16 protein-coding genes are annotated in these 21,687 nt (G+C 71.5%); 3 read left to right on the top strand and 13 right to left on the bottom strand.

From position 1 onward, the window contains the following. Nucleotides 1-68: 68 nt before the first annotated feature. Genes HCT63_RS12750 through HCT63_RS12735 form a run of 4 tightly spaced genes read right to left on the bottom strand, consistent with a single transcriptional unit; the run spans nucleotide 69 to nucleotide 5,341 of the window. Entirely contained in the window at nucleotides 69-2,093 is a 2,025-nt protein-coding gene (locus HCT63_RS12750; protein WP_167005312.1) for a phage holin family protein, read from the bottom strand. Nucleotides 2,094-2,100: 7 nt separating this feature from the next. Then, on the bottom strand, nucleotides 2,101-3,732 hold the full coding sequence (locus HCT63_RS12745) for a phospho-sugar mutase (RefSeq protein WP_167005310.1): 1,632 nt from the start codon (nucleotides 3,730-3,732) through the stop codon (nucleotides 2,101-2,103). After that, the gene (locus tag HCT63_RS12740) at nucleotides 3,729-4,523 is read right to left on the bottom strand and encodes an NAD(P)-dependent oxidoreductase (protein WP_167005308.1); all 795 of its coding nucleotides are present in this window, start codon (nucleotides 4,521-4,523) and stop codon (nucleotides 3,729-3,731) included. The genes HCT63_RS12745 and HCT63_RS12740 overlap by 4 nt, the downstream gene beginning before the upstream one ends. Continuing rightward, entirely contained in the window at nucleotides 4,523-5,341 is an 819-nt protein-coding gene (locus tag HCT63_RS12735) for a purine-nucleoside phosphorylase (protein ID WP_167005305.1), read from the bottom strand. Before HCT63_RS12735 ends, HCT63_RS12740 begins: the two co-directional genes overlap by 1 nt. 62 nt (nucleotides 5,342-5,403) lie before the next feature. On the opposite strand from HCT63_RS12735, the gene HCT63_RS12730 reads away from it, so the two are divergent. Continuing rightward, a complete protein-coding gene (locus HCT63_RS12730; RefSeq protein ID WP_167005302.1) occupies nucleotides 5,404-6,003 on the top strand; it encodes a TetR/AcrR family transcriptional regulator in 600 nt (199 codons plus the stop codon). 83 nt (nucleotides 6,004-6,086) lie between these two features. Here the strand turns inward: HCT63_RS12730 and HCT63_RS12725 are convergent, their stop codons facing one another. From HCT63_RS12725 to HCT63_RS12700, 6 genes are read right to left on the bottom strand one after another with little or no spacing between them, the layout of a single operon-like run. Further along, nucleotides 6,087-8,012 carry an Ig-like domain repeat protein gene (locus HCT63_RS12725; protein ID WP_167005299.1) on the bottom strand — a complete coding sequence of 642 codons (1,926 nt, stop codon included), beginning with the start codon at nucleotides 8,010-8,012 and terminating at the stop codon, nucleotides 6,087-6,089. A gap of 41 nt (nucleotides 8,013-8,053) precedes the next feature. Then, a complete protein-coding gene (locus HCT63_RS12720) occupies nucleotides 8,054-10,192 on the bottom strand; it encodes a hypothetical protein (protein WP_167005296.1) in 2,139 nt (712 codons plus the stop codon). Then, complete coding sequence (locus HCT63_RS12715; RefSeq protein ID WP_167005293.1) at nucleotides 10,189-11,340, bottom strand: hypothetical protein; 1,152 nt, start codon at nucleotides 11,338-11,340, stop codon at nucleotides 10,189-10,191. Before HCT63_RS12715 ends, HCT63_RS12720 begins: the two co-directional genes overlap by 4 nt. Further along, on the bottom strand, nucleotides 11,337-12,137 hold the full coding sequence (locus HCT63_RS12710) for a heme ABC transporter ATP-binding protein (RefSeq protein ID WP_167005291.1): 801 nt from the start codon (nucleotides 12,135-12,137) through the stop codon (nucleotides 11,337-11,339). Before HCT63_RS12710 ends, HCT63_RS12715 begins: the two co-directional genes overlap by 4 nt. Further along, nucleotides 12,134-13,204 (bottom strand): iron ABC transporter permease, encoded by a 1,071-nt coding sequence (locus HCT63_RS12705; RefSeq protein WP_167005288.1) that lies wholly within the window; start codon nucleotides 13,202-13,204, stop codon nucleotides 12,134-12,136. Before HCT63_RS12705 ends, HCT63_RS12710 begins: the two co-directional genes overlap by 4 nt. Continuing rightward, nucleotides 13,201-14,298, bottom strand: a complete 1,098-nt coding sequence (locus HCT63_RS12700) for an ABC transporter substrate-binding protein (RefSeq protein WP_167005285.1) — start codon at nucleotides 14,296-14,298, stop codon at nucleotides 13,201-13,203. Before HCT63_RS12700 ends, HCT63_RS12705 begins: the two co-directional genes overlap by 4 nt. Before the next feature lie 220 nt (nucleotides 14,299-14,518). On the opposite strand from HCT63_RS12700, the gene HCT63_RS12695 reads away from it, so the two are divergent. Together HCT63_RS12695 and HCT63_RS12690 are read left to right on the top strand one after the other, a co-directional pair. After that, nucleotides 14,519-15,169 (top strand): biliverdin-producing heme oxygenase, encoded by a 651-nt coding sequence (locus HCT63_RS12695; RefSeq protein ID WP_167005281.1) that lies wholly within the window; start codon nucleotides 14,519-14,521, stop codon nucleotides 15,167-15,169. Between the two features lie 103 nt (nucleotides 15,170-15,272). Continuing rightward, nucleotides 15,273-16,646, top strand: a complete 1,374-nt coding sequence (locus HCT63_RS12690; RefSeq protein WP_167005278.1) for an NAD(P)H-quinone dehydrogenase — start codon at nucleotides 15,273-15,275, stop codon at nucleotides 16,644-16,646. An 89-nt stretch (nucleotides 16,647-16,735) separates the two neighbouring features. Here HCT63_RS12690 and HCT63_RS12685 read toward each other — a convergent pair whose 3' ends face one another. The 3 genes from HCT63_RS12685 to HCT63_RS12675 form a co-directional block, all read right to left on the bottom strand. After that, nucleotides 16,736-17,653 (bottom strand): DUF559 domain-containing protein, encoded by a 918-nt coding sequence (locus tag HCT63_RS12685; RefSeq protein ID WP_167005275.1) that lies wholly within the window; start codon nucleotides 17,651-17,653, stop codon nucleotides 16,736-16,738. 155 nt (nucleotides 17,654-17,808) lie between these two features. Next, complete coding sequence (locus tag HCT63_RS12680; RefSeq protein WP_167005272.1) at nucleotides 17,809-21,186, bottom strand: pyruvate carboxylase; 3,378 nt, start codon at nucleotides 21,184-21,186, stop codon at nucleotides 17,809-17,811. A 65-nt stretch (nucleotides 21,187-21,251) separates the two neighbouring features. Further along, nucleotides 21,252-21,662, bottom strand: coding sequence for a universal stress protein (locus tag HCT63_RS12675; RefSeq protein ID WP_167005269.1), 411 nt, complete (start codon nucleotides 21,660-21,662; stop codon nucleotides 21,252-21,254). Between the last annotated feature and the right edge of the window lie 25 nt (nucleotides 21,663-21,687).

Below are 21,687 nucleotides of genomic sequence, written 5' to 3'. Positions count from 1 at the left end.
TCGCGGGTTGCGCCCCGCGAGACGTATGACGTCCGCGCGAGACGGGGCGACAGAGGGGGAGTGTGGCGTCAGACCAGCTCGTCGCGCCAGCCTCGAAGGACGCGGTGGATCGCGTCGGCGCCGAGCAGGTCGTCGGGCGGCGGCGCGAGCTCGGCCGGCGCGAGCAGCACGGCGCGGTCCTGCCAGCCGCCGAGCCCGCCATGGCTGCCGACCAGCTCCTCGAACGCGTGGACGGTCCCGGTCGCCGGGTCACAGGCGCTCACGACGTAAAGGTCCGGCGCCTCGGGCCGCTCGGACGCGGGGTGGATGCGCTCGCGCGCCCCCTCCCCGTACGCGGCCAGCGGGTCGACGTCGCCGATGACCTTGCCCGTACGCAGCGCGTGGATGCCGTCGCTCCCGATCGCGACCGGTCCTTCGTCCACGGTCATCGCGATCACACAGCCGATCGCCGGGTGGTTGACCAGTCCGGGGATGAGGCGCGGCCAGCGCTCGTCGATCTCCTGCAGCACCAAGCGTTGGTCGGAGCGGGCGTTGACGAGACCCAGATTGCCCGACGCGAGGACGATCAGGTCGCTCGCGCCGTCGGCCTCGCGCGCGGGAGCGTCGGGGTCGGCGGCGGAGCTGCCCGTACGACGGTCCATCCGCTCGGCGGCGCGGCGCGCCGTGCCGGAGCCGGCGCCGGCTCCCGCCATCTCCTCGGCGAGCGCGCGCAGCCGGGCGTAGTCCTCGTTGCTCGCCTGGACGGCCTCCACCGACCCGGCGGTCAGCTCAGCGACCAGGTCGGCGAGCGTCGCCCCGTGCACCTGCAGGAAGGTCGCGCCCTGCGACTGGCCGTGGTCGCTCACGACGGCGATGCGGTAGCGCCGTCGGCAGTGCGTGGTGACCGTCTCGAGCGTCGCGAGCACGCCGTCGAGGGCCTCGAGCGCTGCGAGCGCCTCGCGACGGAACACCCCCGCGTGGTGGGCGACCTCGTCGTAGTCGACATAGTCCACGTACAGGATCGGCGTCCCGCGGAGCATCTCCTGCGCGACCACCGCCGTCGACAGGTCGCGGACCATGCCGTTGGACCCCGCGCGCAGGAACGCGAAGGTCCAGTCCCTCTTGACCCGGGGCAGGACGTCACGGTGCGCCTGGCGCGCAGACTGGGTGCGTTCGCGCACGACCTCGGCGAGCGTCCGGAACAGGCTGCGCGCGAGCCCGTCGGGCCGCACCGCGAACCACGCGACGGCCTCGCGGGTGATCGTCGTGCCGCGGCCGTTGCGCAGGCGTGACATCACCATCGCCGTACGGTCGGCGCCGCCGCTGAAGAGATTCGACACCGAGACACCGCCGTCGGCGAGCAGGCCCGGACCCTGTGCCCGCTGCTCGATCACCGCGGCGTCGGCGGGGTGGTTGGCGGTGAGGACGCGGCCGAGCTCACGGTCGTACCAGCGGAACGCCGGCACCCGTTCCGCCGAGCCGTGCAAGATCCCGAGTTGGCTCGCCGGCGTCGTGCACGGCGTCGTCGGTCGCCACTCGTGCAGGGTGTGGCTGCCCTCGCGCAGCCACCGCTCCAGCGTGGGCATGTTGCCGGCGGCGAGCGCCCAGGTGAGGACGGGGTAGGCGACACCGTCGAGCTGGACCACCAGCAGACCGTCCTCGTCAGGCCCGTCTCCATGCTGTCGCGAACGGCGACCGCGGCGCGCGAGCGCCACCGCGAACCCCTCGTCGGTGCCCGCGGTACTCAGCCAGGCGAGCAGCGAGCCGACGAGCGCCGCCAGCCAGGCCGCGATCAGCGGGGCCCACCAGCTCTCGACGACGATGCCGGGGACGACGGCGAGCGCCACCGCGACGACCACCGCCTGGCCGACGACGGCGAGCGCGATCACAGCGACCCAGCCGACCCGCGCCGCCACCGCGACGAGCAGCGGCTGGAGCACGAGCCCGACGAGGCCGATCACAGCCGCTGCCACGGCAGGGGTCCACCACGCGGTGAACTCCAGGTCGTGCAGCACCCAGTCGACCACGACGAGCGTGAGTGTGCCGCCGACCCATGCGAGGAGGAGCCGCCCCACGTCGCCTCCCCGGAAGCGGCGCAGGACGGGCGCGGTCATCGCGGGTTCACAGTCCCAGGGCTGTCGACAGGTCGGCTCGGATCGCGTCGAGGCGGGCAGCCGCCGCGATCCGTGCGGCGTCGACGCCGTCGTCGGCAGGGACGACCACCTCGAGGTAGCACTTGAGCTTGGGCTCGGTCCCCGAAGGGCGTACGACCACCCGTCCGCCCTCCGCGAGCACGAGCCGCAGCCCGTCCGTCGGAGGCAGGCTCTCGCTGCCCGCCTCGAGGTCGTCGACGTGCTCGACGGCATAGCCCCCAAGGACGGTCGGAGGCGCGGCACGAAGCCGTGCCATCGCCTGCGTGATCAGCGTGAGGTCGTCGACCCGTACGGAGAGCTGGTCGGTCGCGTGGACGCCGAAGCGTGCGGCGATCTCGTCGAGGCGGTCGCGCAGGGTCTGGCCCTGCACGCGCAGCTCGGCGGCGAGCTCGAGCATCCGCACCATCGCGGAGATGCCGTCTTTGTCGCGCGCGATCGCCGGTGCCGCCGCGTAGCCGAGCGCCTCCTCGTACCCGTACGCCAGGCCCGGGACGCGGCCGATCCACTTGAAGCCGGTGAGCGTCTCCGCGTACGGCTGCCCGTACGCCTCGGCCATCCGCCCGAGCAGCGACGAGGAGACGATGGTCGTTGCGTACGTCCCCGCGACACCGCGTCGCAGCAGGAAGTCGGCCAGGAGGACGCCCACCTCGTCACCGGACAGCTGGTGCCAGCCGGCAGGGGTCGGCACCGCGACGGCGCAGCGGTCGGCATCGGGGTCGTTCGCGAGGGCGAGGTCGGCACCGACACGGTCGGCGAGCGCGAGCAGCAGGTCGGTCGCGCCGGGCTCCTCGGGGTTGGGGAACGAGACCGTCGGGAAGTCCGGGTCCGGATCGGCCTGCTCCTCGACGACGTGGAGTGCCTCGAAGCCTGCGGCACGGACGGCCTCCGCCGCGGTCGCGAGACCGACGCCGTGCAGGGGTGTGTACGCGACGACGAGCTCGCGGGGGCCAGCGTCCGGCAGCGCCGCGACGGCAGCGACGTACGCCTCTCGGACCTCGTCGGTCAGGACCTCGTACGCCTCGTCGCGGGGGAGGGAGTCGACCGGTCCGACGGCGGCGATCGCTTCGGCGATGTCGACATCTGCGGGCGGCACGATCTGGCTGCCGTCTCCGAGGTAGACCTTGTAGCCGTTGTCCTGCGGCGGGTTGTGCGACGCGGTCACCATCACGCCTGCGGAGGCGCCGAGATGCTGGATCGCGAAGGCGAGCACCGGCGTCGGGAGCGCTTCGGGAAGCAGCAGCGCACGGACGCCCGCAGCCTCTGCGATCTCGCACGTGTCGCGCGCGAAGATCGCGGAGTTGTGGCGCGCGTCGTACCCGACGACGAGGGTCGGGGCCTCGTCCACGTGCGCGCGCAGGTACGCGGCCAGGCCTGCGGCTGCCTGGGCGACGACGACCCTGTTCATCCGGGTCGGGCCGGCACCGAGCGGACCGCGCAGGCCCGCTGTGCCGAAGACCAGACGGCCGGCGAAGCGCGTGGAGAGCTCCGCCTCGTCACCGGAGTCGAGCAGCACGCGCAGCTCGTCACGGGTCTGCGGGTCAGGGTCCTGAGCGAGCCAGGCCTCGGCGAGGTCCTTCGGGGTCGGGTCGGGGCTCGTCACGGCAGCGGCCTCCCCAGCGGCATCACCGCGAAGGGGCCACCGACCCGGTCGCCCTCGGCCTCGTCCTCCTCGCGGTCGGGGATCGAGGCCGCGAACGCCTCGGCGTTGTCTCGCGGGGCGTACCCGATGCGTCGCCCCGGCCCGAGGTCCCACCACGCGCGGGTGTTGGCAGAGATGCCGTAGACGGCGATGAAGCCGGACTCGTCGGTCGTCAGCGCCGCCTCGACGAGGTGGACCGCGTCGCCGGGCGAGAGCCACGTCGACAGCGCACGGCGAGTCGTCGGCTCCTCGCGGAACGAGCCGATCCGCAGGGCGACGGCGGTCATCCCGAAGCGGTCGGCGTACAGGTTCATCAACGCTTCTGCGGCGACCTTCGCCACACCGTAGAAGGTGTCCGGCCGCGGCCTCACCTCGGCTTCCAGCCGGTCCGTGCGTGGGACCATCCCGACGGCGTGGTTGCTGCTGGCGTAGACGAACCGGTCGACACCGTGGCGGACCATCGCGTCGAGGAGGACCGCGGTGGTGTGCGCGTGCGACGTCAGCTCGTCGGTCAGCGTGGACTCCTCCGGCAGGCCGGCGAGGTGCACGACCGCGTCGACCCCCTCGACCGCCTGATCGGCGAGCATGGGGTCGAGGACGTCGCCGACGAGCATGCCGGCGCTCAGCGCGGCCGCGAGGCGGTCGTCCGGGGCAACCAGGTCGAGGCCTCGGACCTCGTGGCCCTGCGCCGCGAGGGCGGGAGCGACCGTGCTGCCGATCGCCCCGCAGACGCCGGTGACCAGGACACGCATCAGATGCGGCCCACGACCGACGCGAGCAGGTGCCCCATCGTCTGAGCGGAGGCGGCCCCCGCCGCGAGGACCTCCTCGTGGTTCAGCGGCTCGCCGGTGACGCCGGCCGCGAGGTTCGTGACGAGGGAGATGCCGAGGATCTCGAGGCCTGCCGCACGGGCCGCGATCGCCTCGAGGACGGTCGACATGCCGACGAGGTCGCCTCCGATGGCACGGACCATGCCGATCTCGGCGGGCGTCTCGTAGTGCGGGCCGGGGAACTGGACGTACACGCCCTGCGCGAGCGTCGGGTCGACCTCCAGGCACAGCGAGCGCAGACGACTGGCGTACAGGTCGGTCAGGTCGACGAACTGCGGACCGTGCAGCGGCGACGTCGCGGTCAGGTTGATGTGGTCGCTGATGAGGACGGGCGTGCCCGGGATCCACTCCGGACGCAGGCCGCCGCACGCGTTGGTCAGAACGACGGCGCGGCACCCTGCCGCCGCTGCCGTACGGACGCCGTGCGCGACCGCGTCGACGCCGTGACCCTCGTACAGGTGAGTCCGGCCGAGGAAGACCAGCACGCGGGTGTCACCGACGCGCACGGAGCGGACGGTCCCTCCGTGGCCGGCGACCGACGGCGCCACGAAGCCGGGCAGGTCGGTCGTGGGGAACTCGTGCTCGGGGGCGCCGAGAACGTCGGCGGCAGGCTTCCAGCCGGACCCCATCACGAGGGCGACGTCGTGGTCTCCTCCGGTGCGCTCACGCAGCACCTCTGCGGCGGCGGTCGCCATCTCCTCGGGGGAGCGGGGGCGGTCCAAAGGTTCAACGGGGCTCATGGTTTCGACACTCACCTCGGCACACTAACTCAGGCGGTCCCGGGGGCCGGTAGATTGGCGGGGTGCCCAAGATCATAGGCGAGAACCTGGCCGCCCACCGGATCGAGACACGACGCCGCGTGCTCGTCGCGTTCGGTGAGCTGCTGACCGAGCGCGGCTACGACGCGGTCCGGCTCGCCGACGTCGCGAGCCGCGCGGAGATCGGCCGTACGGCGATCTACAACCACTTCGCCGACAAGGAGGCGATCCTCCTCGCGTTCGCGATGGAGGAGACCCATCAGTACGTCGAGGCGATCCGCGGCGCGCTCGCCGAGGCCGACGGCCCGGTCGAGGAGCTCCGGACATACGTGCGCATGCACGTCGCGCTCTCCCGCGAGATGCACATGGGGCTCGGCCCACAGCTCTACTCGGTGCTCTCGCGCGATGCGCTGCTGCACATGCGCGAGCACGTCATCGTCGTCGAGGACCTGCTGCGCTGCGTGCTCTCCGACGGCATGGAGCAGGGCGCCTTCGTCGTCGACGACCTGCGCGCGACCACGGCGCTCGTGCTCGCGTGCCTGCAGGGGCGCCAGGTCACCCACGGCGAGGGGACGGAGCGCGATTCCGCCGTCGCCGTCACGGAGCGCTTCGTCCTCCGCGCGGTCGGCGCCCGCGAGGCCTGACGTACGACCCGACAACATGACCCGACGTTCCACCCCCAGATCCGGGGTGGAACGTCGGGTCATGTTGTCGGGACGTACGTCCGTTACTTCGTGACCTTGACCTTCACGGTCTTCTTGGAGCCCGCGTGGGTGCCGGTCGTGGCGAACGTCGCAGTCACCTTGTAGGTGCCCTTCTTCGCCAGCTTGGGCAGCTTCACGACGACCTTGCCGTTCTTGACGGTGGCGCGGACGGTCTTCTTGATGCCCTTGCCCTTGATGACGAGCGTGACCTTGCCGTTCGCCTTCGGGGAGCCCGAGACGGTGACCTTGGCCTTGCCGGCCTTCTTGCGGGTCGGCTTCTTGGTGACCTTCACGGCGGTCTTGGTGGCGACCTTGGTGATGGTGAGGGTACGAGCCGCCGAGGTGGACGGCTTCACGACCGCCGCGTTGCTCGAGACGAAGCGCGCCGACAGGCGGTGCGCGCCGACCTTGAGGTTCTTCGGGAGCGCGAACGACGCCTTGCCCGAGGCGACCGGACGGGTGCCGATGACCTTCGCGCCGTCGAGCAGCTGGATCGAGCCGGCGACGGCCTTCGGCGCCTTCACGGCGACCGTGGCGGTGCCGGTACGGCCGTACACGAGCTTGGCGGGGGCGGTCAGCGTCGTCGTGGAGGTGACGGCGGCAGGCGCCGGGTCCTTGAACGCGATCGGAGTGAACGTCTCGTACGCGGCCTGGGTCGCACCGCCGGCGGCGTAGGTGTAGACGCCGAGGTTCGCCAGCTTGTCAGGCGCGGCGTCGACCGCTGACTTGGAGACGGTGAAGGTCGTCGAGAACGTGCCGTCGGCCTTCAGCTCGATCGCGCCCGCGCCAGGACCACCGATGGTGGCCATGTCGCCGGCGAGCACGGCCCACTTCTGGGAGATGGCCTTGCGGGCGGAGGACGTCGCGCCCGCACTGGGCTTCCAGGTGTCGGCGACGGTGCCGAGGATGACGTAGGTGCCGACAGGCTTCCCGGCGAGCGGCGGACGGGTGCCGGTAGCCAGCGACGGATCGAAACCGGAGCCGGTGACGGTGATCTCGTGCTCACCGGTCGTCGGGATCGTCGTCTTGCTGACCGTCACCTTCGCCGGTGCCGGGTCGGGCGCGACGGTGTAGTCGACGGCGATCGGGTTGGCAACCTTCGCGATGTCGCGCTGACTCCCCGTCGAGTACCAGTACGACGACTGGCCGGTGAGGCCGTGGAAGTCGACGAAGCTCTGCGGGAACGAGCCCCACGACGCGCCGGTCGTCGTCTGCGCCGCTGCCCCTGCCGGAGTGGTGACCGAAACGCCTCGATAGGTCGGCGTGATGTCGATGCCGGACGCGGTGACGTCCACGCCCGCGAGTGTCGCCAGCGTGACCGTGCGCGACGGCACCGCCGTCCACTGGGTGGGATCGTCCATGTCCGCGGCGTACCCGGAGGCGGTCGCGGTGACCGTACCGGTGCCGTCGGTAGCGACGGTCAGCTTCGGGTCGGTCGCCGTCCAGTACGTCCTGCCGGCGTAGAAGGCGACGGTGAAGGCGCCGTCCCACTGGATCGTCGCCGTACCCGCGGCCGGGTCGACGGTGCCCTCGCCGTCGGTGATGACGACCTTGTTCTCGCTCGTCGATGCGGGGTTGGCCGCGATGACGGGGGCGCCGGTGCGATCCAGGCACTTGGTCGCCCAGGTGGGAGCGACTTCATCGCCGGCGGCGTTCGGCTTGACGATCGAGACGTTGCCGGCGGTCGTCTGGTAGAAGCTGTCCGTCTCGGTCCAGGGACGCGAGGATCCCGTGCTGCCGGCCTCACCGGCCGAGAGGAAGTTGCAGCTGCCGTCGTAGGCGCCGCCGCCGGCCTCGTTGGACAGGGCCCACGTGAACGTGGCGTCGTCGATCAGCTTCGGTGCCGCGTGCGCGGGGCTGGCTGCGAGAGCCAGGGTGCCGGCCGCGAGGGCGGTCGCGGCGGTGGCGGCGACGAGGCGCCGGAACCGCCGGGGGAGGGACGTGGACATGGGTGGTGCTTCCCTTCGTGTGGGGATGGGGGTGAGACAGATCAGGAGGTGCGTCGGGTCAATGCGCGCGAGCCGGCGGTGACGAGCAGCGCGCCGAGAGCCATGGCGCCGCCGGCCCACCAGGGCCAGGTCGGGGACGACCCCCCGAGGGGTTGGGCGACCGGGCGGATGCCTTCGGTGGTGCCGACGGGCACCGTCGCGCCGACGACCGTACGGGCGTCGGTCGCGGCCGGCGGCAGAGCTGCGGATCCGAACGGGGCGGCGGGCGTGCCGAGCCCCGAGCCGGTGGAGCCGGTCGACGTCCCGGAGCCGGCGTCGTCCTCACCGCCGGTCGGGATGCCCCCCTTCGGAGCGCTCGCGGGCTTGTCGGCGTCGTAGCTGAAGGTGATCGGCAGGGCCGACTTGAAGCGATCGGTGGAGGCGCCGCTGCTGTACCAGTACGAGGCTGTCCCGACCTTCTCCTGGAAGCGGACGAACGATGTCGGGAAAGCCCCCCAACCCGACGCGTCCCGGTTCTGGGCGACGGCGCCGCCCGGAGCCTCGTACCGGACACCGGTGAACCGCGGCGTCACCGTGAACCCGCGGGCGTTCGACAGGCTCCGGACCGAGGCATCGGCGAGCCGGGCCGACGTCGGCGACAGCGGCTTCCAGACGGAGGTGTCGTTGCGGTCGGACGCGTACCCGCCGAGCGTGCCGTCGAGACGGGCTACGCCCTTGCTGACCGTGAGCACCGGGTCGGTGATCGTGAAGTAGGACATGCCGCTGTAGAGGAGCACCGTGAAGGTGCCCTTCCAGCGGATCATCGCCGTCTTCTTCGTCGGGTTCACCGTGCCGGTGCCGCCGTCGATGACGACCGTGTGGTCGCTGAGGAGGCCGTTGGTGGTGGCGCCGAGGGGCTGACCGTTCGGCGTCGTGCGGAGGCCGTCCCAGGTCGCCAGGTGGTGGCCGCCGTTCGCCGTCTCCTTCTCGATCCGGACGTTGCCCGCGCGTGCCTTCCAGCTGCCCTGGGGCAACGTCTGGCCACCGCGACCGGGGTTGGGAACCGTGCCCGCCGAGAAGAAGTTGTACGTCCCCGGGGCGAATGCGGAGTTGCTCATCTCGCTGTTCAGGCCCCAGCGGAGCTGCGCGTCGGAGACCTTGAACGTCTTGGTCGCCTTGTCGTCACCTGAAGGAGCGGGCGACGGTGCCGGGTTCTCGGGTGTCGGGGTGGTCGGTGTCGGGACCTGAGGATCGGGATCCTCCGGCACGCCAGGGTCCTGCGGATCCGTGTCGAGCACGTCGCCGAGCTCCCACGCGACGTGGACGGGCAGCGGCGGCTTGTTGGCATCGACCGCACCGCCCGAGGAGTACCAGTACGAGCCGGAGCCGGCACCGGCGAGCCACGCGACGAACGACGTCGGCCACGAGCCCCAGCCTGGCTTCGTGACGTTCTGGTCGACCGCGCCGTTGCGCACCCCTTCGTACGAGGGCGTCGCCGTGGTGCCGTCGGCGCCGAGCTGGACCTCCGGGAGCGTCGCGAGCGTGACCTTCTTCGCCGCCACGGGCTTCCACACCGACGGGTCGGCGAGGCTGGAGCCGAAGCCGCTGAGCGTTGCGGTGAGCACGCCCGTACCGTCCCGGTCGACGCTCAGTGCCGGGTCGGACACGGAGAAGAACGACATCCCTGAGTAGAAGACGACGGTGAAGGATCCCCGCCACGAGAGCGAGGCACGACCGGTGTCCGGATCGACCCAACCGGAGCCCTCGGACAGCACGATCTGGTGGTCGGTGAACGTGCCGCTGGTCGGCGAGGCGATCGGGGCTCCGCTTGGGGAGGTCGTGAGCCCGCTCCATGTCGCGGGTGCGTACGAGCCCGAGGTGGTCTTCTTCTCCAGCGCGACGTTGCCCGACGAGGCCTTCCAGCCCGCAGGCTTCCCGTTCGACCACGAGTCGGCGGAGATGATCGTCTGGCCGCCCTTGCCGGGGTCAGAGATCGTGCCTGCGGACATGAAGTTGAAGGATCCGGGAGCGAACGCCCTGTTGTTCACCTCGTTCGACAGGCCCCAGCGCAGGGTGGCGCCGGTGACCTCGCGGGCGGTGGTCTGGCTCGCGCCGTCAGCGCCGTCAGCGGCGGCCGGGACGAGCGGGGTGGCGAGGGCGACGAGAGCGATCGAGGCGGCCACGGCCAGACGGCGGGTCATCGGACCGCCTCCGCGGGATCGGTCGACGGTGCCTGTGCTGTCGACGACGCCTGGGTCGCCTGGGCGCGACGCGCGCGCCGTACGCGCAGGACCGCGCCGACGACGGCGGCGAGCAGGAGGACGCCGGCGACCGCGAGGAAGACCCAGGCGGCAGTCGTCGGGCCCTCGTCAGCTGCCTCGGCGGCCGTCGCGTCCACGACCGGCGGCGCCGCCGCGATCGCGAAGGTGACCTCCGGGACGGCTCCGCTGGCGGCGCCGGTCAGCCGCATGACGTGCGTGCCGGGCTCGATCGTCGCCGGGAGCTGGAGGACGCCGGCGACCTCACCGGACTGGCCCGCGGCGAGCGGACCGACCGCGGCGACCCCGTCGTCGAGTGTCGCGACGACCTGCTCGCCGGGCTGGAACGACGTGCCGGTGAAGGTGAGGACACGGCCGACGACGGCGGTGGCGCGATCGACGGCGACCGCCGCCGTGCCCGTACGCGCGGGCGTGGTCGGGGTGGCGGCGGTCGGAGCGGCGTCGGCCGGCACCGCTGCGCCCGCCGACGGCTGGGTCACCGTGCTCCCGGACGAGGCCGCGAAGCGTACGGGGGTGAAGGTCTCGTTGCGGGGGCTCTTGATGCCGTGGGCGCCGATCGTGAGGACACCGCACGTGACTTCGGTGCAGTCCACCTCGACGGCCTTGCCGGAGCGGTCGACCGACGAGAAGCGTGCGCCCGGCACGCTGAGCGTCGTCGTGAACCCGCCCGAGGCGCTGAGGGTGCCGTTCGCCGACGACGCCGTGTCCGAGCCGGGGAAGGCGAGGAAGCGCTGGTGGCCGGCGTTGTCGGCGGACTCGCTGTCCGGCACGTAGCGGTAGTCGTCGCCGGTCGCACCGCCCTGCGACGGTTTCCAGGAGTCGCCCGTCGGGTCGGAGACCCAGCCGAACGCGACATAGATGCCGCCGGCGCCGCCCTCGATCGACTGGAACCCGCGACCCTTGACGGTCAACGTGGTCGCGCCGTCGGTGGCGGCGGTCGCCTTGCCTCCGGAGCTGGTGACGGTGATCCGGGCGGCGGCGTGGGCGGGCGCCGCGGTGAGCGCGACCATCGGGCCTGCCAGCGCGAGCGCGGTGGTGCCGGCGAGGCCACGGCGGAGCAGCGGGTTCATCGGACGACCTCCTCGACGGGGGTACGGAGCGGCGTGACGATCAGGTCGCCCGTCCGCGGGTGGGTGAAGACGTCGACCGGGTGGCCGTACACGTCGCTGAGCAGGTCCGGACGCAGCACGTCGGCCGGAGGTCCGTCGGCGCGGACCTGGCCGCCGGCGAGGATGCAGACGCGGTCGGCGTACGCGGCCGCGAGCGACAGGTCGTGCAGCACGGCGACGACCGAGTGGCCCTCGCGTGCGAGTCGGCGCGCCTCGGTGAGCAGGGCTTCCTGGTGGGCGATGTCGAGCGCGGCGGTCGGCTCGTCGAGCAGCACGATCGGCGCCTCTTGGGCCATCACCCGTGCGAACGAGGTACGGCCCTTCTCGCCGCCGGAGAGCGTGGGGAACTTGCGTGTTGACAGCCGCTCGACGTCCGTACGGCGCATCGCGTCGGCGACCACCGCGTCGTCCGAGTCGGACTCGTCACGCCCGTGCCACGGTGCGCGGCCCATCGCGACGACCTCGGCGACGGTGAAGGGGAACGACAGCCGGTGCTCCTGCAGGAGGACCGAGCGGCGCCGCGACAGCTCTCCGGCGCGGCGCGACCCGAGGGGCTCGCCGTCGAGGAGCACCTTGCCCTGCGACAGCGCCACGTCGCCCGCGAGGACGCCGAGGAGTGTCGACTTCCCCGCGCCGTTGGGGCCCACGAGCACGAGCAGCTCGCTCGGGTGCACGTCGAGGTCGACCTCGCGCAGGATCGTGGCCGGCCCGTACGAGACGGAGCCGCCGAGGACCTGCAGCGTGGCGCGCGCGGTCATGCCCAGCCTCCCGAGGTACGACGGGTGCGGCGCAGCAGCCAGAAGAACATCGGGCCTCCGATGAGCGACGTCAGCATCCCGATCGGCAGCTCGGCGTAGGGGACGGCGGTGCGGGCGACGAGGTCGGCGGCGAGCAGCAGAACCGCGCCGCCGAGGACGCTGGCCGGCAGGAGCAGTCGGTGGCCGGGACCGACGACCATGCGCATGAGGTGCGGGACGACCAGGCCGACGAAGGCGATGATCCCGCAGAACGCCACGGCCGCCGCGGTGAGCAACGCGACCAGGGTGATCGCCCCGATGCGCAGGCGCTCGACGTCGACTCCGACGTGGCGCGCCGCGCGGTCGCCGAGGGCGAGCAGGTCGAGCTTGCGGCTGAGCAGGAACGCCCCGGCGATGCCGATGACGGCGAGCGGTGCGACCACGCCCACGTACTCCCAGCGGGTGCCGTTGAGGCTGCCGAGCTGCCAGAACACGATCTCCTCGCGTGCCTGCGTGTCGGCGAGGAACATCATCAGCGCGAGCAGGGCTCCGGTGACCGCGTTGACCGCGATGCCCGTGAGTACGAGGGTGACGACCTCGGTACGGCCGTCGGAGCGCGACAGCAGGTAGACCGCGACCGTGGTGATGAGGCCGCCGACGAAGGCGAGCGCCGGCACCGTCCACGTACCGAGTGCGGTGAAGCCGAAGACCATCGCGCAGGCAGCGGCGACCGCCGCACCCGAGGAGACTCCGATCACGCCCGGCTCGGCGAGAGGGTTGCCGAACACGCCCTGCATGAGCGCCCCGGCCGCCGACAGCGCTGCGCCGACGAGGATCGCCATCGCGACCCTCGGGAAACGGATGCTCCACAGCGCGGCATCGCCTTGCGGGTGGGCGGGCATCGGTCCGACGTCGATCCCGAGCCGGTGCAGGAACGAGCCGAGCACCTCCGCGGGCGGGATCGCGAGCTGGCCGGTCCCTGCCGAGACCAGCGCGAGCACGACGAGCGCGACCGCGAGGCCGGCGAAGAGGATGACAGTCGCGCTGAGGCGGAACCGGGCCGAGATCGTCGGGTCGACGGTGGTCATTGCAGCGACTCCGGGGCGTACATCGCGACGGCGAGTGCGTTGATCACGTCGGCGCTGCGCGGCCCGAAGCTGAGGATCTGGCTGTCCGGCATCGTGAGGAAGCGACGGTTCTTGCCGGCGGGTGTGTTGGCCAGCGACGGGTAGCGCTCGAGCAGCCCGTCGACGCCGCCGGCGGACTCCAGGCCCTTGGTCATCATGATGATGGTGTCCGGCTGGGCGGCGACGATGCCCTCGTCGTTGAGCGGTTTCATGCCCTTCCAGCCGATCTCCGCGGAGACGTCGTACGCTCCTGTGGCCGAGATCAGCGCGTCGGCCCCGGAGTCCTCGCCGAACATGTAGTAGACGCCGCTCTGCCCCCGTACGTACAGGAAGACCGTGCGGAGCTTGTCCTGGACGGCGCTCGGCGCCTTCTGGTCGACGACGGTGCGCACGGCGGCGACCTCGTCGGCGGTCCGCTTGGCGAGCGCCTTGCCGGCCTCGGGCACGCCGAGCGGCGAGGCGACCTGGGCGATCAGCGCGGCGACGTTGTCGAGGTTGCGCTTGCTGTCGACGACGACGACCGGGACACCGGCGTCGCGGACCTGCTCGATGACGTCCCACGGCCCGAGCGAGGTGTCGGTGATGATCAGGTCGGGGGAGAGGTCGAGGATCGCCTCGCCGTTGAGCTCGTGACCGTTGTGGGTCACGAGCGGGAGATCCTTGGCCTGGGTGAACTGCGTCGAGACGTCGCGTCCGACGAGCGTGTCGCCGAGACCCAGCTCGTACACGATCTGCGACAGCGTGCCGTACTGGTCGAGCGCGAGGACGCGGTCTGCGGACTTCACCGCGACGCGTGTGCCCTGGCTGTCCTTGACCGTGACGGGGAGTGTCCGGGTCGGATCGGTGGTGACCGGCTCGGGCTCGTCGGCACCGAGGTCGACACTGATCTCGCCGGTCAGGTCCTTGGGCGACGCCGAGACCTCGACGTCGGCGAGGGAGGGGATGGTGGTGATCGCGTCGATCGCGCCCGCCTCGCCGTCGACCCCGGTGGCGCAGCCCGAGAGGAGTGCGCCGGCGCACAGGAGCGAGACGAGCGAGAGAAGGCGGCGACGCACGGGGGCACTCCGATCTGACCACGAGGCTGCCTCTGAATGAGGCTCACCTAACCTCGCTGGTATCCAGCATAGGTAAGCCTTGCCTGGCTGTGATCTCCGGGGTTAAAGTGACGCATCGTCAGGTTGGTTCTGACGCGATGTCCTATCGATTCTGACGGTGTGTCATATTATTGGGACTGCTCGACGACCGTCCCTCGAACGCCCCGTGGAGGCCCTCCCCATGACCGTCACCGCCGCACCCGAGACTCTTGCGCAGGACGCGCTCTCGACGTTGATGCGTGAGGGGTCGCGCGCCGAGCACACGTCCGCGGAGAGCTCGACGTTCATGAGCGAGCTTCTCGAGGGCCGCTCGTCCGTCGAGGCCTACACGGTGTTCCTGCGCCAGCTCGCTTCGGTGTACGACGCCCTGGAGACCGTTGGTCTCGATCTGGCTGGTGATCCGGTCGCCGCTGCAGTCGTCGACGAGGCGCTGATGCGTGCCGACGCGATCGACGCCGATCTGCGTGTGCTGGCCGGTGACTCGTGGCGCGACCTGCCGGTCGGCCCGGCCGCCACCGCCTATGCCGAGCGGATCGCGGCGACCCGCGACGACGCCGTGCTCTATCTCGCGCACCACTACACGCGCTACCTCGGTGACCTCTCGGGCGGGCAGGCGATCGGGCGCATCCTGCAGCGGGAGTACGGCCTGGTCGAGGGTGGCGTGTCGTTTTACGACTTCCCGGAGATCCCGAAGCCGAAGCGCTTCAAGGACGGCTACCGCGCGAACCTCGACGCGCTCCCGTTCGACTCCGCGACCAAGCAGCGCGTGGTCGACGAGGTCAAGGTCGCGTTCGCGCTCAACGAGGCGTTGTTCGCGGAGATGTCCGCCTGACCTTCGCCGGTCTCTCGATCCCCGCTGTGGCGTACGCGACAGCGGGGGTCGTCCGTACCCGGCCGCGACGTGCCCGACGTCCCGGGTGCGAGACAATGACCACGTGAATCGTGTCGTGATCGTCGGTGGTGGACCTGGTGGGTACGAGGCTGCGCTGGTCGCGGCACAGCTCGGGGCGGAGGTCACCGTCGTCGAGCGCGACGGGCTCGGCGGCTCGACCGTCCTCACCGACTGTGTCCCCAGCAAGACGCTGATCGCCACGTCCGACCTCATGACCGACGTGTCCGGTTCCAGCGAGCTCGGCATCCGTACGACGTCCGCGTCGGTCGTCGATCTGCGCCAGGTCAACCAGCGTGTCAAGCGGCTCGCCGTGGCCCAGTCCGACGACATCCGCCGCCGGATCGAGCGCGAGAACGTCCAGGTGATCGCCGGAACCGCTCGGCTGGACGGGCCCGAGACGGTGGTTGTCGAGCGCGCCGACGGTGGGACGGAGGAGCTGTCGTCCCAGATCGTCCTGCTCGCCACGGGCGCGCACCCGCGTGTGGTCGACACGGCGATCCCCGACGGGGAGCGCATCCTCACGTGGGAGCAGGTCTACGAGCTCGACGAGCTGCCGGAGCACCTGATCGTCGTCGGGTCCGGTGTGACGGGCGCGGAGTTCGCCGGGGCGTACAAGGCGCTCGGCTGCGACGTGACGCTGGTCTCGAGCCGTGATCGCGTGCTCCCCGGCGAGGACCCGGACGCCGCGGTCGTGCTCGAGGAGGTCTTTACGCGTCGTGGGATGAACGTCCTGTCGCGCTCGCGGATGGAGTCGGTGGAGCGCAAGGGCGACCGCGTCCTCGTACGACTCACCGACGGGCGCGAGGTCGAGGGCTCGCACTGCCTTCTCGCGCTCGGCTCGATCCCCAACAGTGAGGGGCTCGGGCTGGACACGGCCGGAGTCACGGTCGACTCCGGCGGGTTCATCCAGGTCGATCGCGTGTCGCGGACGTCGGTGCGCGGTGTGTATGCGGCCGGTGACTGCACCGGTGTCCTGATGCTGGCCTCGGTCGCGGCGATGCAGGGGCGGATCGCGATGGCGCACGCGCTCGGCGACGCGGTCCACCCGCTGCGCCTGCGCACGGTCGTGAGCAACGTCTTCACCGCTCCCGAGATCGCGACCGTCGGCGTGACCCAGAAGGAGGTCGACGCGGGCGAGATCGACGCGGAGGCGGTGACGCTGCGGCTGTCGGGCAACCCGCGGGCCAAGATGCAGGGCGTGCGCGACGGTTTCGTGAAGCTCTTCTGCCGCGCCGGCGGTGGCGCGGTGATCGGCGGCGTCGTCGTCGCACCGAGGGCCTCCGAGCTCATCCACTCGGTGTCGCTCGCGGTCTCGACGGGACTCACGACCGACCAGGTCGCGAACGCGTTCACGGTCTATCCGTCGATGAGCGGGTCCGTCGCCGAGGCCGCCCGCCGCCTCCACCAGCCCCGCTGAGGCCCCGTCCGCGATTCGGGCAGTTCTCCACCCATCCGGCGGATCAGTTCGGTGCGGAACTGCCCGAATCGGGGACGGGACATCGGGTGTCACACGAACCAGCGGGTCCACATGGCGTTGAAGTGCGGGCGCGGTCCTTCGTATCCGTTGTCGCGGAGTGCTCCGTAGACGCGCCATACGATCGCCTTCTTGTTGGTGAGGTCGTCCTCGAGGACCACGATCACGGTCCAGCCGAGTCGCTCGAGTGCCTCGCGCCTCGTACGGTCGCGTGCGCGCTGCTTCTTGGAGCGTTCGTGCCACGCGCCGTCGTACTCGACGATCACGCGGTAGTCCCAGTAGACAAGGTCGCAGCGTGCGACGAACCGGCCGAGGTTGTCGAGGATGTCGGGGTTCGGGTTGGGCTCGGGGAGACGGGCGAAGACGAGCATGAGCCGTACGAGGGTCTCCATCGGCGACTCGACACCTTCGCGGACGTAGGTGAAGGCGCGCCGTGCGCGGACGACCCCGTCGATGTGGGTCGCTCCGACGTACGTCGAGAGCTCCGCGAGCGTGGTGTGGCCGGCGTGGATCAGATGTTCGGCGGCCTGGACGAGCTCGACAGCGTTGAGGATCGTGGCGCAGTCGACGTATGTCCGGTCAGGCCCCGTGCACGCGAGGAACTGGCGTACGTACGCGCGCAGTCGGCCGCGGCGGCGGTGGAGGCGGATCTCGTCGCGTCGGATGCGCGCCACGGTGTTGGTCGAGAAGTGGAGCGGAAGCAGCGAGCGCAGCTCGAGGCCCCAGAGACGCAATGCGGTCAGGTGGCTCGCGACGGCGTCGTCCGGGAGCAGGAGCAGTGCGGCACGGATCCAGACGACGAGTGTGAGCCTCGTCCCGGCGGTGACGTATGCGCCACGGAACAGTCGTACGAAACGGTTCCCGTCGAGCTGGCGTCGTGACACTCCGACGGACTTGGCGTCGCGCGGGGTGAACGGACGTTCGAAGAGCAATGCGGGGATGGCTTTCACGCATGCAGGGTGGGTCCGTTCGCGCGGTGCCGACGCCGCTCTCCACAGCCCCGCCCGTCCCGTCCCCGATTCGGGCGGATTTCCACCGTCTTCCCTGGACGAAAGAGTGGCGAAGTGCCCGAATCGGGGACGGGACGGGGCGGGGGCGGGGCGGGCTAGCCGAGGACGAGGAGGAGGTCGCCGCCCTCGGACTGGCGCGGGCCTTCGATCAGGAGCCGCGAGACCGTGCCGCCGTTCGGCGACGTGATCGAGGCCTCCATCTTCATCGCCTCGATCGTCGCGACCTGCTGTCCGGGCTCGACCGTGTCGCCGACGGCCACGGAGGGCGTGACCACCCCGTCGAACGGCACCGCGACGTGCAGCGGGTCGGACGGATCAGCCTTCTCCGCAGTCACGACGTCGCTGGCCGCTGAACGGTCGCGCACCATGACCGGACGCAGCTGCCCGTTGAGCGTGCACAGCACGTTGCGCAGACCGCGCGCATCGGCGTCGGAGATCGCCTCGAGCCCGAGGATCAGCGTCTTGCCCTCCTCGAGCCTCACCTCGACGTCGGCGTCGGAGCGCAGTCCGTACCAGAACGCGTCGGTCGGCAGCACCGACACGTTGCCGTACTCCCCGCGTGCGTGCTCGAAGTCGCGCGTCGGCCCTGGGAACAGCAGCCGGTTGAGCGTCGGCCGCGGATCCGCCGCGAGCCCCGCGCGGTCCTCCGCGCCCAGCTCGGTCTCGCCGATCTTGACCGTACGGCCTTCGAGCGCGCGGGTACGGAACGGCTCGGGCCATCCGCCGGGCGGGTCGCCGAGCTCGCCGGCGAGGAAGCCGATCACCGAGTCCGGGATGTCGTACGCCTGCGGGTTCTCGGCGAACTCCGCGGGATCGGCGCCGACCGCGACGAGGTGCAGCGCGAGGTCGCCGACGACCTTGGACGACGGCGTGACCTTCACGATGTCGCCGAGGATGTCGTTCGCGGCGGCGTACATGTCCTCGATCTGCTCGAACCGGTCGCCGAGCCCGAGCGCGATCGCCTGCTGCCGCAGGTTGGACAGCTGCCCGCCCGGGATCTCGTGGCGGTAGACGCGCCCGGTCGGCGACGGCAGTCCGGCCTCGAACGGCGCGTACAGCTTGCGGACGGCCTCCCAGTACGGCTCGAGGTCGTTGACGGCGCGCAGCGACAGCCCGGTCGTCCGATCGGTGTGGTCGGTGCTCGCCACCAGCGCGGACATCGGCGGCTGCGAAGTCGTGCCCGACAGCGACGCCGAAGCGGTGTCGACCGCGTCCACACCGGCGTCGATCGCCGCGAGCAGCGTGGCGAGCTGACCGCCGGCGGTGTCGTGGGTGTGCAGGTGGACCGGGAGGTCGAAGCGCGCGCGCAGCGCCGTGACCAGACGCGCGGCCGCGGGAGCGCGCAACAGCCCGGCCATGTCCTTGATCGCGAGCACGTGCGCGCCCGCGTCGACGATCCGCTCGGCGAGCCGCAGGTAGTAGTCGAGCGTGTAGATCGGCTCGTCCGGGTTCATCAGATCGCCGGTGTAGCAGAGCGCGACCTCGGCGACGGCCGTCCCGGTCGCGCGCACGGCCTCGATCGCCGGCCGCATCTGCGCGACGTCGTTGAGCGCGTCGAAGATGCGGAACACGTCGATGCCCGTCGCGGCCGCCTCCGTGACGAAGGCGTCGGTGACCTCGGTCGGGTACGGGGTGTAGCCGACCGTGTTGCGGCCGCGCAGCAGCATCTGCAGGCAGACGTTCGGGATCGCCGCGCGCAGCTCGGCGAGCCGCTTCCACGGGTCCTCCTTGAGGAAACGCAGCGCTACGTCGTACGTCGCGCCGCCCCACGCCTCGATCGACCACAGCTGTGGCGTGGACCGCGCGACGACGGGCGCCGCGGCGAGCAGGTCGTACGTGCGCACGCGGGTCGCGAGCAGCGACTGATGGGCGTCGCGGAACGTCGTGTCGGTGACGGCGACCTCCGTCTGCTCGCGCAGCGCCCGCGCGAACGCCTCGGGCCCGACCTCGAGGAGCTGCTGGCGCGTGCCCGAGGGTGCGGCTGCGCCGAGGTCGACGGCGGGCAGCTTCTCGCGCGGGTCGAGCACGTCCGGCGAGATGCCGTGCGGACGGTTGACGGTCACGTCGGCGAGGTAGGCGAGCAGCTTCGTGCCGCGGTCGGCCGACGGCGCGCCCTCGAGGAGCTCGGGGTGCCGGTCGATGAACGACGTCGTGACGCCGCCGGCGACGAACTCCTCGTCGTTCAGCACCGCCTGCAGGAACGTGAGGTTGGTCGTGACGCCACGGATCCGGAACTCGGCGATCGCGCGCCGCGCTCGCTCCACGGCCGCCTCGAAGTCGCGACCGCGACAGGTGAGCTTGGTGAGCAGCGAGTCGAAGTACGCGCCGATCTCAGCCCCCGCGTACGTGGTGCCGCCGTCGAGGCGGACGCCGGCGCCGCCGGGGGAGCGGTACGTGGTGATCCGGCCGGTGTCGGGCCGGAACCCGTTGGCCGGGTCCTCGGTCGTGATCCGGCACTGCATCGCCGCACCTCGTACGGTGATCGCGTCCTGGCGCAGCCCGAGGTCGGCGAGGGTCTCGCCGGACGCGATCCGCAGCTGTGCCTGGACGAGGTCGACGTCGGTCACCTCCTCCGTGACGGTGTGCTCGACCTGGATCCGCGGGTTCATCTCGATGAAGACGTACGACCCGTCGGGCGCCAGCAGGAACTCCACCGTCCCGGCGCAGGTGTAGCCGATCGCGCGCGCGAACGCGACGGCGTCGGCGCACATGCGCGCGCGGATCTCCGGGTCGAGCCGCGGCGCGGGCGCGATCTCGACGACCTTCTGGTGGCGCCTCTGGACCGAGCAGTCGCGTTCGTACAGGTGCACGACGTCGCCGGTCGCGTCCGCGAGGATCTGCACCTCGATGTGGCGCGGGTCGACGACGGCCTGCTCGATGAAGCACGTTGGGTCGCCGAACGCGCCCTCGGCCTCGCGCATCGCGGCCTCCACCGCGTCGCGCAGCTGCGTCGGGTCGTCGACGCGCCGCATCCCACGGCCTCCGCCGCCGGCGACGGCCTTGACGAACAGCGGGTACGGGAGGGCGTCCGCGGCGGCGACGAGCGTGGCGGCGTCGCGGCTCGGCGGCACCGACGCGAGGACCGGGACGCCCGCCGCGCGGGCAGCCTCGATCGCCCGGGCCTTGTTGCCCGTCAGGCGCAGGACCTCCTCGGACGGCCCGACGAACGTGATGCCGGCCTCGGCGCAGGCGCTCGCGAGCGCGGGGTTCTCGGACAGGAACCCGTAGCCGGGATAGACGGCGTCGGCACCGGCGCGGACGGCGGTGGCGACGATCTCCTCGGGGTCGAGGTAGGCGCGGACCGGATGGCCGACCTCGCCGATCTGATAAGCCTCGTCCGCCTTCAGACGGTGCTCGGAGCCGCGGTCCTCGTACGGGAACACGGCGACGGTGCGCGCGCCGAGCTCGTACGCAGCGCGGAAGGCACGGATCGCGATCTCGCCTCGGTTGGCGACGACGACCTTGCGGAACATGGGGAAACTCCGATCGGGAGCGCGTCAGGTCCGGTCGGTCGCCTCCTTGGTGGGACGACCGGACCTCACCGTAACGGGTGCTGTCCCGGCTTCGCCGCGAAGACCGGCAGCTGGGCATCGAGCAGCAGCTGCTGGGCGACGCTCCCCATGATGAGCTTGCCCACTGCCGACCGGTGGCGGATACCGATGACGAGCAGGTCGGCGTTCTCCTCGGCCGCGGTCTCGAGCACGAGCTCGGCGACACCGGCCCCCACAGGCTGGCGGACATCGTGCTCGCGCAACCCCTCCGACCCGAGCCGGTGCTGGAGCTGCTCGAGGTCGTATCCGGAGACGACGTCGTGGTGCTCGTGGAACTGGGAGTCCTTCGCCACGTTGATCACCACGAGACGTGCGTCGCGGTCGCGCGCCCACGCGATCGCGTGCTCCAACGCAACCTCGCCGTACTCGTCAGGGGTGTAGGCCACAGCGATCGTCATGGGGAGCACGATGGCACAGCGGCGG

The sequence above is a fragment of the Mumia sp. ZJ430 genome (genome assembly GCF_011751845.1).
Lineage (GTDB): Bacteria > Actinomycetota > Actinomycetes > Propionibacteriales > Nocardioidaceae > Mumia.
This window is presented reverse-complemented; position numbering and strand designations above follow the sequence as displayed.

What these genes read in the sequence shown, in the direction of transcription:
- HCT63_RS12720 (WP_167005296.1), bottom strand. Translation starts at nt 10,192, where the DNA reads ATGACCCGCCGTCTGGCCGTGGCCGCCTCGATCGCTCTCGTCGCCCTC.
- HCT63_RS12750 (WP_167005312.1), bottom strand. Translation starts at nt 2,093, where the DNA reads ATGACCGCGCCCGTCCTGCGCCGCTTCCGGGGAGGCGACGTGGGGCGG.
- HCT63_RS12695 (WP_167005281.1), top strand. Translation starts at nt 14,519, where the DNA reads ATGACCGTCACCGCCGCACCCGAGACTCTTGCGCAGGACGCGCTCTCG.
- HCT63_RS12705 (WP_167005288.1), bottom strand. Translation starts at nt 13,204, where the DNA reads ATGACCACCGTCGACCCGACGATCTCGGCCCGGTTCCGCCTCAGCGCG.
- HCT63_RS12715 (WP_167005293.1), bottom strand. Translation starts at nt 11,340, where the DNA reads ATGAACCCGCTGCTCCGCCGTGGCCTCGCCGGCACCACCGCGCTCGCG.
- HCT63_RS12680 (WP_167005272.1), bottom strand. Translation starts at nt 21,186, where the DNA reads ATGTTCCGCAAGGTCGTCGTCGCCAACCGAGGCGAGATCGCGATCCGT.
- HCT63_RS12675 (WP_167005269.1), bottom strand. Translation starts at nt 21,662, where the DNA reads ATGACGATCGCTGTGGCCTACACCCCTGACGAGTACGGCGAGGTTGCG.
- HCT63_RS12710 (WP_167005291.1), bottom strand. Translation starts at nt 12,137, where the DNA reads ATGACCGCGCGCGCCACGCTGCAGGTCCTCGGCGGCTCCGTCTCGTAC.
- HCT63_RS12735 (WP_167005305.1), bottom strand. Translation starts at nt 5,341, where the DNA reads ATGAGCCCCGTTGAACCTTTGGACCGCCCCCGCTCCCCCGAGGAGATG.
- HCT63_RS12725 (WP_167005299.1), bottom strand. Translation starts at nt 8,012, where the DNA reads ATGTCCACGTCCCTCCCCCGGCGGTTCCGGCGCCTCGTCGCCGCCACC.
- HCT63_RS12740 (WP_167005308.1), bottom strand. Translation starts at nt 4,523, where the DNA reads ATGCGTGTCCTGGTCACCGGCGTCTGCGGGGCGATCGGCAGCACGGTC.